A 14,701-nucleotide genomic window follows, 5' to 3' on the forward strand; every position below is an offset into this window, starting at 1 on the left:
TTACAACATCAAATTTAACGCTGATGTTTAGGTATTAAAAGCTATAGCTGTATTGCAGTTTGACGTTGCGTTCTTCACCCGGCATACCACCGAGGAACATGGCTTTACTGTAATAGTCTTTATTGAAAAGGTTATTGATGTTTAACTGGATTTTCCAAGAATCCGCGTTGTAGCTCACCGCCGAGTCAACGACGGTATAACTAGGCACGTAACCGTCTGGAATACCAAATGAGCTTGAGTGCGTGCTGCGATCATCGACAAATTTAGCACCAAGGCTTAATTCGAGTGGGCTTGATAAGCTAAACCAATCGGCGCCATAGGTAACCCAAGCACTGGCAGTGACATAAGGTACGCCTTTTTGTCGGCTATTGTAGGTTAAAGTATTTGGATTTTGTTTATCCCTTGCATCTTGGTACATGCCATTAAGGTTAACGCGCCATTGATCATTCAGGTGGGCATTGAGATCGAGTTCGACCCCCTGAGTATCTTCGCTACCATCGTAAAAATACACGGGAATATTAGGGGTTAATATGCCATTGGTATAATCAGGGTTGTTATAGGCGACATTAGTACGCGAGCTTTTAAAGAATACCAGTGAGCCAAGCAATTGATCCTCAAATGCTTTAAAGCGCATACCTAGATCATTGCTAATTGATTCTGAATCATCTCGGTCGGTAGCATTATCTTTTACCGCATCAAGTACACTGTAGGCGGTACGCCCTTTAGAATGGTTGATGAAAAATGATAAATCCTCAATCGGCATGTAGGTTAACCCTAGGTTATAGGTCATACCGTTATCTGTGGTATCGGCTTCTGGTGTCGCTTGGGATTGGCTAGTGCTATAGCGTGGATCAACACCAAAGTGCTCATAGGCTTGTTTAATTTCATTAAAGGCAACACCAATACGTGTGGTAAAGCCGTATGGCAGATAACTGACATGTTGTAAGCCTACGCCCCAAGCACTGACTTTTTTATCATAGTTAGCGGTTTTGAGTGGGTCATAGTCCTCGAACTTACCTGTGCCCCAATTAGGATTGCGGATGTCGTAAATATAAGGCAAGGAACCTTGGTAAATGATTTTGCCATCTTTGTTTTTAAAGATTTGATCGGCATCGTAGATAGAATATTGCTGGAAGCGAATATTACGGTCTTCATAGTTGGCATTGACCAATAATTCATTGTCTATATTGCCAATTTGGAAATCATAACGTAGATCGGCAAAGTACTGCCACGAAGTCTCGTCGGCATCCACTTTACGGTATTCCTGACGTCTTGCAGCAAAAGGATAAAGTACGCCGTTTTCAACTAATGGCGCGCGAGGATCGGTATTGATCGGGTTTTTGTCTTGTTTCCAATAGACGTAGTTATAGGCGCCAGTTTGGCGGGCGAAACCTGACGTGTAGTCGCGATACTGCAACTGCTGATTAAGAAAAAGATTATCGTTGAAGTAAATATTATGGGTCAGTTTAAATCTTAACTCTTCGCCTTCATTGTCCTTCGCCATTGGCGAAATCAGCCCTGCATCACCAAACGAATAGGGGGTTAAGCCGTCAGCGCCAGATAACGAGGCCGCTAACTGCTGACGCTGTGCATCGGTGAGTTGTAGACCCTTACCACTTGGATCGTTGATCAAATCTTGCCACGTGACCTCGCCCGCGCTCTTACCGCCGACAGATTCTGCATTGTAAATCCGAATTGGGTGGCCAATAGAGTCAACGGCAATAGCATCTTTAATGTAAGCACCTGAAAGCATTGCATCTTGGCTATCACTTAATACCCATTTCAAGGCGCCATAGATTTCGTCTCTGTCTGTACCTATATCGCGATAGCCATCACTGCGGCCGGATTTTGCCACTAAACGGTAGGCGACATCATCGCTCAGGCCGCCCGTGCTATCCAGAGCAAGGGAGTAGGTATCCCATTGCCCAACTTCGGCGGTAAATTTGTTTTTTGACTCGAATTGCGGTTTTTTCTCAATTAAATTGATGACGCCGCCAGCACTCCCCATGCCATAGAGTCCAGTCGCTGGGCCTTTTAATACTTCTACGGATTCAACGTTGGTTAAAGAGCGCGTGGGGTTGAAAGTGTTACCAAGGCCAGCACCGCCATACATACCGTCATAGGTGTAATTTGCGCCTAAACCACGGATGACTATGTTGTCACCAATGCCATAGTTATTACCCGCTTGAGTCACACCACTGATGTTACGGATCAAGTCTTGCAGATTATCTGTACCTTGGGTTTCGATCAGTTCTTGGTCAACAATCACTACAGCTGCAGGGGTTTCCATGAGAGACATGTCGGATTTAGTCGCTAGCCCTGAATTTTTCACCACTGAGTTTTGTCTGCCATAAACCGTGATGCGCTCAACGTTGGCTTCAGTATTTGCTGATACCGAGTTAGCTTCGGCGGATGCAGTTTGCGATAAAACGGAAAGGCAGGCGAGTGCAGTTAGTGACAAACGAAATGATTTCATTAATGGTTCCCCCAAATAAATAGGTCGCGAATAGTAATGATTTGCATTTAAGTTGGCAACATATGTTTCAGATGTCGTGGTTGAAATGTGCAGTGCTGCGAATAAGTGTTATGAAAAGGCATGTATTTGAGGAAGTAAGGTATGGGTTCTCGCAGGAGAAAAGCTTCATAAAAAGTCGCGTCTAAGTTCCATCCCGCTGTAATGTCAAATTTGTTTCATTTTTTTTATAAAAAAGTGATTTATTTTTTGAGTTAACCATCACATCCCACCTTGTTGATCGGGAAACGCAACCTGGTACTTAGTTTGAATCGCACATGATACTTGTTTCGTTTACGTAAACGTCAAAATGAAACGGTCGTTTTAATTTGTGGCAATAGCAACAGTCTTTATCATTATGATTTATATGAATTTATCTGACTTACCTCTAGGTTAGTTCAAAACATTGAGCATTTTCTACTTAGGTCTAATAGAGTAAAAATGATGTAATAATAAATTTACTATTAGTTATTTAATTACGTAATTAATTACTTTGCGTATTGATTGGTAAAGTTGTCTTACAAGTTTCATTTAACTGCAATTGTCATATGTGATTAAAATGTTTAATTACATATTTATCAGTTATTTGTTGTTTGTTTTATTGCTTGGTCAGACCAATTTTAGCATGGTTTTTACTTAGGTTAATGCATGTTTTTGTCAATCTTGGACTGTTGCAAATACAAACGTTTGTCGGTAAGTTTTAGTTCGAAACAAACATTTGATGGTTTTTTGGTGAGTTTATAAGCAGCGGTGATTGGGGATGCTACTGCTTTATATGTCAGCGTTAAGCCTGTGATAGTGGAGCCTCTTGGGAGGGCATCAAGATGACGGAACACACTTTGAGTGAACAGCAATTGAATTCGACACTGGGTAAAGCTACAGCAAACGCCACGCTTAATATTGTGGGTCGTGACATTCCAGGCCAAGAAGTCATATTTACCGAAGGGGCTGTCGCCTTACTCGAATCCCTTTGTCGTGAGTTTGCCGACGAAGTACCCGCCTTACTCGCTAAACGTAAAGATAAACAAGCACGTATTGATAAAGGAACATTACCTGACTTTCTGCCTGAAACCCGCGCTATCCGTGATGGTGCATGGCAGATTCGCGGTATTCCCGATGACTTGCTTGATCGCCGCGTGGAAATCACAGGTCCCGTTGAACGTAAAATGGTGATTAACGCACTCAACGCCAACGCCAAAGTGTTTATGGCCGACTTTGAAGATTCCTTAGCACCAAGCTGGGAAAAAGTCGTCGAAGGTCAAATCAATCTACGTGATGCCGTGCGTGGTGATATTGAGTACACAGCACCGGACACGGGTAAGCACTATAAATTAGGACCAAATCCGGCAGTGCTTATCTGCCGCGTTCGTGGTCTGCACCTTAAAGAAAAACACGTACAGTTTAATGGCAAAGCGATTCCTGGCTCACTGTTTGATTTCGCACTGTATTTCTACCACAACTATCGCCAACTTTTGGCCAAGGGCAGTGGTCCATATTTTTATATTCCTAAGTTAGAAAGTCATATTGAAGCGCGCTGGTGGGCAAAAGTGTTTGCTTTTGTTGAGGAAAGGTTTTGTCTGCAAGCGGGCACGATTAAATGTACTTGCTTGATTGAGACTTTGCCTGCCGTGTTCGAAATGGACGAAATTCTCTATGAACTACGTTCCAATATCGTCGCACTGAACTGTGGTCGTTGGGATTACATCTTCAGCTATATCAAAACATTAAAACGTCATAGCGACCGAGTCTTACCGGATCGCCAAGCCGTCACTATGGATACGCCTTTCTTAAGCGCTTATTCAAGACTCTTGATTAAGACCTGCCACAAACGCGGTGCCTTAGCGATGGGCGGCATGGCAGCCTTTATTCCTGCTAAAGATCCTGCTCAGAACGAAGCCGTATTGCAGCGGGTGCGTAAGGATAAAGAGCTTGAGGCGCGTAACGGTCACGATGGCACTTGGGTCGCGCACCCTGGCCTTGCCGACACCGCTATGGGGATTTTCAACGAATACATAGGCCAAGATCACTGTAATCAATTACATATTACCCGTGATGTAGACGCGCCAATTCTGGCTAGTGAGTTACTTAAAACCTGCGATGGTGAGCGCACTGAACAAGGGATGCGTCTGAACATTCGTATCGCCCTGCAGTATTTAGAGGCGTGGATCAGCGGCAACGGTTGTGTACCTATTTACGGCTTAATGGAAGATGCAGCTACGGCAGAGATTTCTAGAGCATCAATTTGGCAATGGATCCAACATGGTAAGTCGCTGTCAAACGGCAAACTCGTGACCAAGCAACTCTTTAAAGACATGTTGGTTGAAGAGCTGTCGAACGTGAAAAAAGAAGTGGGTAGCGACAGATTCACCCATGGCAAATTCACCCAAGCGGCGGTATTGCTCGAAGACATTACCACTTCCGACGAGTTGGTCGATTTCTTAACCTTACCCGGTTACGAAATGCTGACAGCCTAGGATGAACTCATTTACTTGAACCGTTTTATATCAATCAGATTTAGCTGTGGCGGGGCTACCGCCAACCAAACAATTTAGCAGAGTGAAACTGGGGGGCAGTTTCATGATAGCTACAACATCAAAGATAAAGGAGCGACACTATGACTAAGGCAACGACTCAGACTTCACGTCAAGAACAGATTGATGCAATCAAGCGAGATTGGGCTGAAAACCCACGTTGGAAACACGTGCGTCGTCCTTATACCGCAGAAGAAGTGGTTGCGCTTCGCGGTTCAATCGTGCCTGAGAATACTATCGCTAAGCGCGGTGCTGCGAAGTTATGGGAATTGGTTAACGGTGGCGCTAAAAAAGGCTATGTGAATTCACTGGGTGCGTTAACGGGTGGTCAAGCGGTACAACAGGCGAAAGCGGGTATCGAAGCGATTTACCTTTCAGGTTGGCAAGTGGCAGCCGATGCTAACTTAGCCGGTACTATGTACCCAGATCAATCTTTATACCCAGCCAACTCAGTGCCAGCTGTGGTGTCACGCATCAATAACTCATTCCGTCGCGCCGACCAAATTCAGTGGGGCAATGGCGTTAATCCAGAAGATGAAAAATTTGTTGATTACTTTCTGCCAATTATTGCTGACGCAGAAGCGGGCTTTGGCGGCGTATTAAATGCCTTCGAACTGATGAAGTCGATGATCGACGCGGGCGCTGCCGGCGTTCACTTTGAAGATCAGTTAGCTTCAGTGAAAAAATGTGGTCACATGGGCGGCAAAGTATTAGTGCCAACCCAAGAAGCGGTTCAAAAGTTGGTTGCTGCACGTTTAGCGGCGGACGTGAGCGGTGTCGATACACTGGTTATCGCCCGTACCGATGCTAACGCGGCCGATTTGTTAACTTCAGATTGCGATCCATACGACCGTGATTTCGTGACTGGCGAGCGTACCAATGAGGGTTTCTACCGTGTGAAAGCCGGTCTTGACCAAGCGATTTCTCGTGGTCTGGCCTATGCCCCGTATGCGGATTTGATTTGGTGTGAAACCGCCAAACCTGATTTGGAAGAAGCGCGTATTTTTGCTGAAGCGATTCATGCCCAATACCCAGATCAACTGCTTGCTTATAACTGCTCGCCTTCATTCAATTGGAAGAAAAATCTGGACGACGCCACTATCGCGCGCTTCCAACAAGCATTGTCAGACATGGGCTACAAGTACCAGTTCATCACGTTAGCCGGTATCCACAACATGTGGTACAACATGTTCGACCTCGCTTACGATTATGCTCGTGGCGAAGGCATGAAGCATTATGTTGAAAAAGTTCAAGAAGTTGAGTTTGCTGCAGCGAAGAAAGGTTACACCTTCGTCGCGCATCAACAGGAAGTGGGCACAGGTTATTTCGACCAAGTGACTACGGTTATTCAAGGTGGCCATTCTTCAGTGACTGCACTGACTGGGTCTACCGAAGAAGAGCAGTTTTAAGCAGTAAGCAGCGCTTAGGATGATCCATTGTGATTGTGGATCAATCCTTAGCACGCCTTATGCTGATGTTTGTGGTGAGGCGTGGTGGTAAAACTCGAAGTAAAGGGCAAGGCGGACTGTGATGAGTTACCGAGCTTGCGACTTAAATTTCGAGTGTGAAAGAGTGTTACCCGTAAACCTGTGTTTAGCTGCTTTGCAGCTGTTGTCCCCGTGCAGTTCGCCTACATGTGCTGCGCGGGTTTTTAAGTCAAACCTTGTGACTTAACTTCCTACCCAGTAAGTTTTTGCTTGCCTTAGCTTGGCGACTCTATGAGTCGCTATTTTTTTGCTTATTGGTTCACTATTGCGCTGATTAATATGGTGCAACTCTGATGCGACTTGGTGCAATAATCGGATTATTTTACAGCAGCTTATTGCTATCTCATTGTTATTTAATGGCGATCAATTGTGGCCTGAAAAATGCTCTGAATACAGTGGGAAGTTATAGAGTATTAAAGCTGATTGTTGGCATTCACATTGAGGTCACCGCCATGAAATATTACAGTCGCCGTTTAGTTAAACCTGAACATTTAAATCCAGCAAATACCTTGTTTGGCGGTCAGTTGCTCAGCTGGATAGATGAGGAAGCCGCTATTTTTGCTGCCTGCCAGATGAAGAGCACCAGTCATGTGACTAAGCTGATTTCTGAAATCAACTTTATGACGCCAGCGCATCAAGGAGATGTGATTGAGTTTGGTCTGGAGCTCGTGAGTCTCGGCCACAGCTCGATTACTGTCAGCTGTCAAGTACGCAATAAGATGACGCAGGCGCCAGTGGTGAGCATAGATAAGATGGTGTTTGTGCATGTTAATGCCCAAGGATTGCCTGTGCCCCATGGTATTCGGGCGAATGCGGCTTAAGGGGCGTGGCGCTTAAAATGCGTGATGCTTAAATGTATAAGATGCTTAAAATGAGCAGTGACGCCTAGGCGTCACTGTCATTAGTCTTTGGTTAAATCCTCTTTTACCGATTTGACCGCATCCCGTGAAGCATGACCTATGGCTTTTGTCGTGTCTCGAGTCGCGTGGCCTATCTCAGTGGTGACTTCTTTAGTCGTTGTGCCGATGGCACGGCCTGCGTCCTTTAAATCCGCACAGGCGGATGTAGCGAGTAATAAAGGAATAATAATGAGCGTCGCTTTATTCATTGTGATGCCAATCCTCAATTTAAGTTCGTAACTCAATTTACTGGGCCTTGCCATTTTTACTGTGCTAAATGACATTCGGGACAATATAACAGATCTTGAGCTGAATCACGCTATGGCGACATTATCTGCTGAGTCGCTGTTGCAATGCTTCTGTTCGAGTATCAACCGAGTGAGTGAAACTAAGAGCATTAAATGACGTCGTGGGTTGAGTTATCGAACTCGACAAATAAAAACGCCAGTGGCGTTTTGCGCACTGGCGTCTAAGGTCGCTAAATAATACTGCAAAGATTATTCGAGTTTGGCTAAGCGTTGTTGATAGTCTTCAATCAGGTGCTGCATGATTTCTTCTGGCGCCGCATCGTCACAGCAATCGTCTAAAAAGATTTTAAAGGTGACTAAGGCATGGCCGTCATTTTTGAGTCTGTCACTCTGCATTGAGAAGTAAGCGTCTTCATTTTCGGCTTTACGAACCACAAACTTATTCGTTTCGAAGGTTTTTTCCCCAGAAAGCTCGTGCCATTTAGTGATGCGATTTAACGCGATCTCACAGGACTGGTTCATTTCAATATGATTTAACCAAGTAACGGGATGTTCAGGATCTTTGTAATGTGGACATCTAACTGTGTAGTTATATACATGGGTGATTGCAGTCATAGCGTACCTACCTGTTCGAGGATATTGTTGCCATCATAGGCATCGTTTTTGAATTCGGTCAATCATTAATTAAGTCTATATAGCCTTGATGTTTTTTGACGGAGAAGGATAGTTACTGCATGAAAATTAACCATTTACTTAATCTGTCATGTCTCTATTTAGCATGAGTTTTATGCCAATAACTTTGTGCTAGATCTCAGTTTTGGGTGAAGTTTCGCTTTTGCTGAATTACTGATTAATAAAGCAACAACTTGGTCGTCAGTAAGTCTTATTGATAAAAAGAGCGAACAGCGGAGTAAATAGGTTAATTAGGCTTTGGTGGGCGCAATACGATTAAGTGGCAGCATAAGTTGTTGCAGAGGAAACGCAGAAGGCAGAATGGACAGAGGCCCATTCGTTAGAACGGGCCTCTCAGCTGGCTTCATCTTTTGCAGGGAAAAAGCGAACTGGGGCCATCTTATCGGATCTGTAACAGTCTGTAACCCACAGAGATCACGTTTTTTATATCATTTTGCTATGAATATTTTAGGTTCAGATCCTTTCTTCTTGAATATGCTGATTTGTGAGTGTTTTGTCAGTGCAAAGGTGCATAGACACTGAGTTTTATGTTGGTTTTTGTTACTCAATTTTTAAGATAGTAACTTACCTCACCATCTTGTTGATACAGGTGTAAAAAAGGCCCCAATAGTGCAGCAATAATCTGTGCACTATTGGAGCCTAAAACGAATTCATTGGAGGATGAAGTCGTGTTTACGCACTAGCAGGACAATAAGTCGTTATCCAGCAAGTTAGCGCACGATTACAGTGCGATAACTTGCGATTGGTAAGGTATGGCGATTACTGCGCACAATTACAGCGCATTAGTGAAGATCTGACAGATCTCCGCATGGGTCGCTTGTTTTGGATTGGTGAATCCACAGGCATCTTTTAACGCGTTATCCGCAAGTGTTGGAATATCTTCCGCTTTCACGCCTAACAAGGTCAGGTTTTCTGGGATCTTAACCGCAACAGACAGTTTTTTGATTGCCGCTATCGCCGCACTAGCACCTTGCTCATCTGTCATCGCAGACACATCGACACCCATAGCCTTGGCAATGTCTTTTAAGCGAGCAGGGACGACCTGGGCGTTGTATTCCTGCACATGTGGCAGCAGCAGAGCGTTACACACGCCGTGGGGCAGATCGTAGAAACCGCCTAATTGGTGCGCCATCGCATGCACATAACCTAAGCTGGCATTGTTAAACGCCATACCTGCTAAGAACTGGGCGTAGGCCATTTGTTCACGGGCGTTGATGTCTTGACCGTTTTCAACTGCGTTGACTAAGTTAGCTTGAATCAATTCCATAGCCTTGATCGCACAGGCGTCGGTGATCGGGTTCGCTGCAATAGACACATAGGCTTCAACCGCGTGAGTCAGTGCATCCATACCTGTTGCGGCAGTTAGGCTCGCAGGCTTTTTCAGCATTAACTCAGGGTCGTTGACCGACAGCAAAGGCGTGGTGTGTTTATCGACAATCGCCATTTTAATGTGGCGGGCTTCGTCGGTAATGATACAGAAGCGCGTCATTTCACTGGCAGTACCTGCCGTCGTATTAATGGCCACTAACGGCAACTGTGGTTTCGCGGATTGATCTAACCCTTCGTAGTCTTTGATGCTGCCACCGTTGGTGGCAACAAGGGCGATACCCTTGGCACAATCATGGGGTGAGCCGCCGCCGAGTGAAATCACAAAGTCACACTTGTTGGCTTTTAACAGGGCTAAACCCGCTTCGACGTTCGTCACGGTTGGGTTAGGTTGTACACCATCATAGATGGTGGAGGTAATACCATTTTGACCGAGTTTTTCGGCCACTTCACCCACTAAGCCAATCTTGACTAAGGGTTTATCTGTCACTATGAGTGCGTGTTTAAAGCCTAAGGTTTTGATGTCACCGATAGCATCATCCACTGCGCCTTGGCCTAATACGTTGACAGAAGGAATAAAAAATTTAGCAGCCATAAAATCCACCTATTTGCTTGTAAAGATTAAGTTGTGTTCTTTTCTGGTGATCAAGCTACCAATTTGGAGGTAGTGAAAGTGTGAGCTTGATCGAGTTCGGCGCTTATCTGAGGGTAATTTCCCACTAAAGTTGGAACTGGGTAACTAAATTTCGGACTTTTATGACGGGTATTAGTGTTGGCGTACGATATGGTTTTTTAGCGTTGTTAGCGCCCCTGGTGATGCATCATTCCTGTGCATTTTTCGTTTACTTTTTATCCCACTTTTTATCCAGAGTTTGACGGCTCAATTGTTAAATCTAACAGAGGTTAAACCTCATAAATACTCTCATTTGTAGCATTAATTCCAATTAATTAGTTTGACATCTAATATTAATTTATGCGTGCTGCTGTGGTTGTGGTAGGGCCGTAAGTCAAAGAAATCTATACATTTATCTTGTTTTTACAGATTAATTCTTTTTTACATAACTAACTTGTGAGCTTTATCACTGTGCTATTTTAGGTTGATAGTTACATCACTAATCATTATCATGATTGTTAATTGAACGTTCAATTAACGTCGTTCAGAGTATTGAGAGAGTGGTTATTCCTTGAGTATTTATGCCTAAAACCGCCATGAAATTGATACGCAGACAGCAGCTTATTGATGCGACATTAGCATCGGTTGCCTTGCATGGATTGCAGCACACGACCATCAACAGCATTAGTCAGTTGGCGGGGATGTCGTCGGGGATCATCAGTCATTATTTCAGTGGTAAGCAGGGCTTGATCCAAGCGACGCTGCGCCACTTGCTCGAGCAGTTAAAGCAAGCGTTGCTCAATCGAATCCAAGGACAAGTGTTGGCGCCAACAGAGCGCTTAATGATGATAGTTGAAGCGAATTTTACCGAGTTACAACGCTCGCGAAATGTCACTCACACTTGGCTGAGTTTTTGGGCACAGGCCGTCCACGATCCCCAGTTAGCCCGTTTGCAGAATATCAATAGTCGCCGCTTATACAGCAACTTACATTTTTCCTTTCGGCACGTGTTGCCCAAAGAGTTTGCCCTGATGGCTGCTGAGCAAACGGCGGCGATGATCGATGGATTTTGGTTACGCAGCGCCTTAAGTGAAACCCCTGAGCAGGATTTTGTTCAGGCCGAAAAATTATGCAAAACCTTTATCCACAATGTGATAAAGCAGCATGGAGTCAACACATGTCAGTAGAAGTACAGTACAACTTTATTGCGGGTCAGTTACTCGCTAACGACAGCGGCGAAACCTTCGACGTCGTCAATCCTGCCACCGGGCAATTGGCGTATCGAGTGCAAGTGGCCGATGAAAAAATTCAGCAAGCGGCCATCGAAAGCGCCAAAAAAGGCTTTGCGATTTGGTCTGCCATGAGCGCCACCGAACGCAGTCGTATTCTGTTAAAGGCGGTCGCATTATTGCGTGCTCGTAATGATGAACTCGCGGCAATCGAAGTGCGCGACACAGGTAAACCTTGGCAAGAAGCCTCAGTGGTTGATGTGGTCACAGGCGCAGATGCTATCGAATTTTTCGCCCATATTGCCCCAGGGCTTGAAGGCGCGCAGCAGCAAGTCGGTGGGGATTTTTATTACACCCGCCGCGAGCCCTTAGGCATTTGTGCTGGCATTGGCGCGTGGAATTATCCATTGCAAATCGCCTGTTGGAAGGCCGCCCCTGCCTTAGCTAGCGGCAATGTGATGATTTTTAAACCTTCGGAAGAAACGCCGCTTGGCGCACTGAAATTGGCGCAACTCTTAAGTGAGGCGGGTTTACCTGATGGCGTATTTAATGTCGTAATGGGCGATGGCAAGGTTGGCGCTTGGTTAACGGGGCATCCGGATATTGCCAAAGTGTCCTTCACGGGCGAAGTCGGTACTGGTAAAAAAGTCATGGCCGCGGCGGCAAGTTCATTAAAAGACGTCACTATGGAACTCGGTGGTAAATCACCGCTTATCGTGTTTGATGATGCCGATATCGACAATGCGGTTTCAGGTGCCATGCTCGGTAACTTCTATACCCAAGGTGAAGTCTGTACCAATGGGACGCGGGTGTTTGTACATGAGTCAGTTTATCCACGCTTTATCGAAAAACTGCTTATGCGTACTCAAACTAATATTGTGGTGGGCGATCCTATGGCGCCAGAGACTAACTTTGGCGCCTTGATCTCCAAAGACCACCAGCAAAAAGTACTCGATTATATTCAGCAAGGTATCGATGACGGCGCAACTCTGCTCACCGGTGGCACAGCATTAACACCTGAAAATGCTCCCAATGGTTACTTTGTTGCCCCGACGATTTTCACCCATTGCACGGACGAGATGCGCATCTGTAAAGAGGAAATCTTTGGCCCTGTAATGTCCGTGCTTACCTTTAAAGATGAAGCCGAAGTGATTGCTCGGGCAAATAATACCGCCATGGGCTTGGCCGCTGGGGTGTTTACCCAAGATATCAGCCGTGCTCATAGGGTCATTCATCAGTTACAGGCGGGTATTTGCTGGATCAATGCCTATGGCGCCTCGCCAGCCGAAATGCCCGTGGGAGGTTATAAGTTGTCGGGCATTGGCCGTGAAAACGGTAGCGAGACACTCAAGCATTACACCCAAGTTAAAGCCGTTTATGTGGGTCTACAGCCCTTAGAAAGCCCATTTTAAGGAGGCATTTTGACTCAGTCATTAGAGCAAAAATATTATAACTACATCATAGTTGGTGCAGGATCAGCGGGTTGTGTGCTCGCCAATCGCTTGTCAAAGGATCCTAAAAACGAAGTGCTGTTATTAGAAACCGGAGGCAGTGATAAGAGTATCTTTATTCAAATGCCGACGGCGTTATCAATTCCGATGAACAGCCCTAAATATGCTTGGCAGTTTGAAACTGAGCCTGAGCCGTATTTAGATAATCGCAAGATGCATTGTCCTCGGGGCAAGGTGCTTGGCGGTTCATCGTCGATCAATGGCATGGTATACGTTCGTGGTCATGCTAGGGACTTTGATGAGTGGCAGGCGCAAGGGGCGACCAATTGGGATTATAGCCACTGCTTACCGTACTTTAAGAAGGCGGAAACCTGGGCCTTTGGTGGTGATGAGTATCGCGGTGAGTCAGGGCCGTTAGGGGTGAATAACGGCAATCAGATGCAGAATCCGCTATATCAAGCCTTTGTGGGTGCGGGCATCGCGGCGGGGTATTTATCGACCGCCGATTATAATGCCGCGCAGCAAGAAGGTTTTGGCCCTATGCACATGACGGTCAAAAAAGGCGTACGCTGGTCAACCGCCAACGCCTATTTACGCCCAGCGATGGCTAGACGTAACCTCACGGTTGTGACCCACGCTTTAGTGCATAAAGTGTTATTGGAAGGACAAACGGCTGTTGGCGTTCGCATTGAACACAAAGGTAAAGTTGAAGATATTCGTTGTAACAAAGACGTGATTTTAGCCGCGGGCTCAATAGGTTCGCCGCATTTACTGCAATTATCAGGCATTGGCGATCCCCAAGTATTGGCCGATGCAGGGGTCGAGTTACAACATGAGTTGCCCGGTGTTGGTCAGAATTTACAGGATCATTTAGAGTTTTATTTCCAATTCAAATGCCTTAAACCGATTTCACTCAATGGCAAGTTAGATCCTTTCAGCAAGTTCTTAATCGGTGCTCGGTGGATTTTAGATAAGTCAGGCCTAGGGGCCACGAATCACTTCGAGTCCTGTGGTTTTATTCGCTCAAAAGCGGGTCTGGAATGGCCAGATTTACAGTACCACTTTTTACCTGCGGCCATGCGTTACGATGGTAAAGAAGCCTTTGCGGGTCATGGTTTTCAGGTACATGTAGGCCATAACAAGCCTAAAAGCCGTGGTGCCGTGACCTTAGTGTCGGCAGATCCAAAAGTGCCGCCCAAAATTCAGTTCAATTATTTACAGCATCCCGATGATATTGAAGGCTTTAGGGCCTGCGTGCGTTTGACCCGTGAGATCATCAATCAAGCGCCATTCGATGAGTATCGCGGTGAGGAAATTCAACCCGGCATACAAGTGCAAACCGATGCGCAAATCGATGCCTTTGTGCGTCAATCGGTTGAGAGTGCTTACCATCCTTCTTGTTCGTGCAAGATGGGCATGGATGCGATGGCGGTGGTGGATCCCGAAACCCGCGTGCATGGATTGCAGAATTTACGGGTGGTGGATTCTTCTATTTTCCCGACTATCCCGAACGGCAATTTGAACGCGCCGACCATAATGTTAGCTGAGCGCGCCGCGGATCTGATTTTAGAGGCTGAGATGTTAGCGTCAGCAGACTGTGCCGTTGTGGTTGCCGACGCTTGGCAAACCACACAAAGAAGTACTGCAACAAGTTAAAGCCATAAGTTAACGCCATAAGTGCACAACACGCCTGTTCAGTCCGTCGTATCGAC

General features: G+C 45.7%; 10 protein-coding genes. 6 read left to right on the forward strand and 4 right to left on the reverse strand.

Going from position 1 to position 14,701, the window contains the following annotated elements; genetic code table 11:
• Window positions 1-34: 34 nt before the first annotated feature.
• On the reverse strand, window positions 35-2,476 hold the full coding sequence (locus tag L5L97_RS01295) for a TonB-dependent receptor (protein ID WP_263180881.1): 2,442 nt from the start codon (window positions 2,474-2,476) through the stop codon (window positions 35-37).
• 860 nt (window positions 2,477-3,336) lie between these two features.
• On the opposite strand from L5L97_RS01295, the gene aceB reads away from it, so the two are divergent.
• The 3 genes from aceB to L5L97_RS01310 all read left to right on the forward strand — a co-directional run bounded on the left by aceB (window position 3,337) and on the right by L5L97_RS01310 (window position 7,351).
• Window positions 3,337-4,986 carry a malate synthase A gene (gene aceB, locus L5L97_RS01300; protein WP_263180882.1) on the forward strand — a complete coding sequence of 550 codons (1,650 nt, stop codon included), beginning with the start codon at window positions 3,337-3,339 and terminating at the stop codon, window positions 4,984-4,986.
• A 140-nt stretch (window positions 4,987-5,126) separates the two neighbouring features.
• On the forward strand, window positions 5,127-6,452 hold the full coding sequence (gene aceA, locus L5L97_RS01305) for an isocitrate lyase (protein ID WP_198572101.1): 1,326 nt from the start codon (window positions 5,127-5,129) through the stop codon (window positions 6,450-6,452).
• 530 nt (window positions 6,453-6,982) lie between these two features.
• A complete protein-coding gene (locus L5L97_RS01310) occupies window positions 6,983-7,351 on the forward strand; it encodes an acyl-CoA thioesterase (RefSeq protein WP_006080843.1) in 369 nt (122 codons plus the stop codon).
• 80 nt (window positions 7,352-7,431) lie between these two features.
• On the opposite strand, the gene L5L97_RS01315 is transcribed toward L5L97_RS01310, so the two are convergent.
• From L5L97_RS01315 to yiaY, 3 genes are all read right to left on the reverse strand, one after another.
• The gene (locus L5L97_RS01315; protein WP_028760719.1) at window positions 7,432-7,638 is read right to left on the reverse strand and encodes a hypothetical protein; all 207 of its coding nucleotides are present in this window, start codon (window positions 7,636-7,638) and stop codon (window positions 7,432-7,434) included.
• A 288-nt stretch (window positions 7,639-7,926) separates the two neighbouring features.
• Complete coding sequence (locus tag L5L97_RS01320; protein WP_028760718.1) at window positions 7,927-8,292, reverse strand: hypothetical protein; 366 nt, start codon at window positions 8,290-8,292, stop codon at window positions 7,927-7,929.
• A gap of 850 nt (window positions 8,293-9,142) precedes the next feature.
• Complete coding sequence (gene yiaY / locus L5L97_RS01325) at window positions 9,143-10,291, reverse strand: L-threonine dehydrogenase (protein ID WP_028760717.1); 1,149 nt, start codon at window positions 10,289-10,291, stop codon at window positions 9,143-9,145.
• Window positions 10,292-10,890: 599 nt separating this feature from the next.
• Between yiaY and betI the strand changes: the two genes are divergently transcribed.
• From betI to betA, 3 genes are read left to right on the forward strand one after another with little or no spacing between them, the layout of a single operon-like run.
• Window positions 10,891-11,496, forward strand: a complete 606-nt coding sequence (gene betI / locus L5L97_RS01330) for a transcriptional regulator BetI (RefSeq protein ID WP_263180884.1) — start codon at window positions 10,891-10,893, stop codon at window positions 11,494-11,496.
• The gene (betB, locus tag L5L97_RS01335) at window positions 11,487-12,950 is read left to right on the forward strand and encodes a betaine-aldehyde dehydrogenase (RefSeq protein WP_168823354.1); all 1,464 of its coding nucleotides are present in this window, start codon (window positions 11,487-11,489) and stop codon (window positions 12,948-12,950) included. Before betI ends, betB begins: the two co-directional genes overlap by 10 nt.
• 9 nt (window positions 12,951-12,959) lie before the next feature.
• Window positions 12,960-14,645: a choline dehydrogenase gene (gene betA, locus L5L97_RS01340; protein WP_263180885.1), complete on the forward strand. Its 1,686-nt coding sequence runs from the start codon at window positions 12,960-12,962 to the stop codon at window positions 14,643-14,645.
• The last annotated feature ends 56 nt before the right edge of the window (window positions 14,646-14,701 follow it).

It is taken from the genome of Shewanella sp. SM71 (genome assembly GCF_025653905.1).
Lineage (GTDB): Bacteria > Pseudomonadota > Gammaproteobacteria > Enterobacterales > Shewanellaceae > Shewanella > Shewanella oncorhynchi.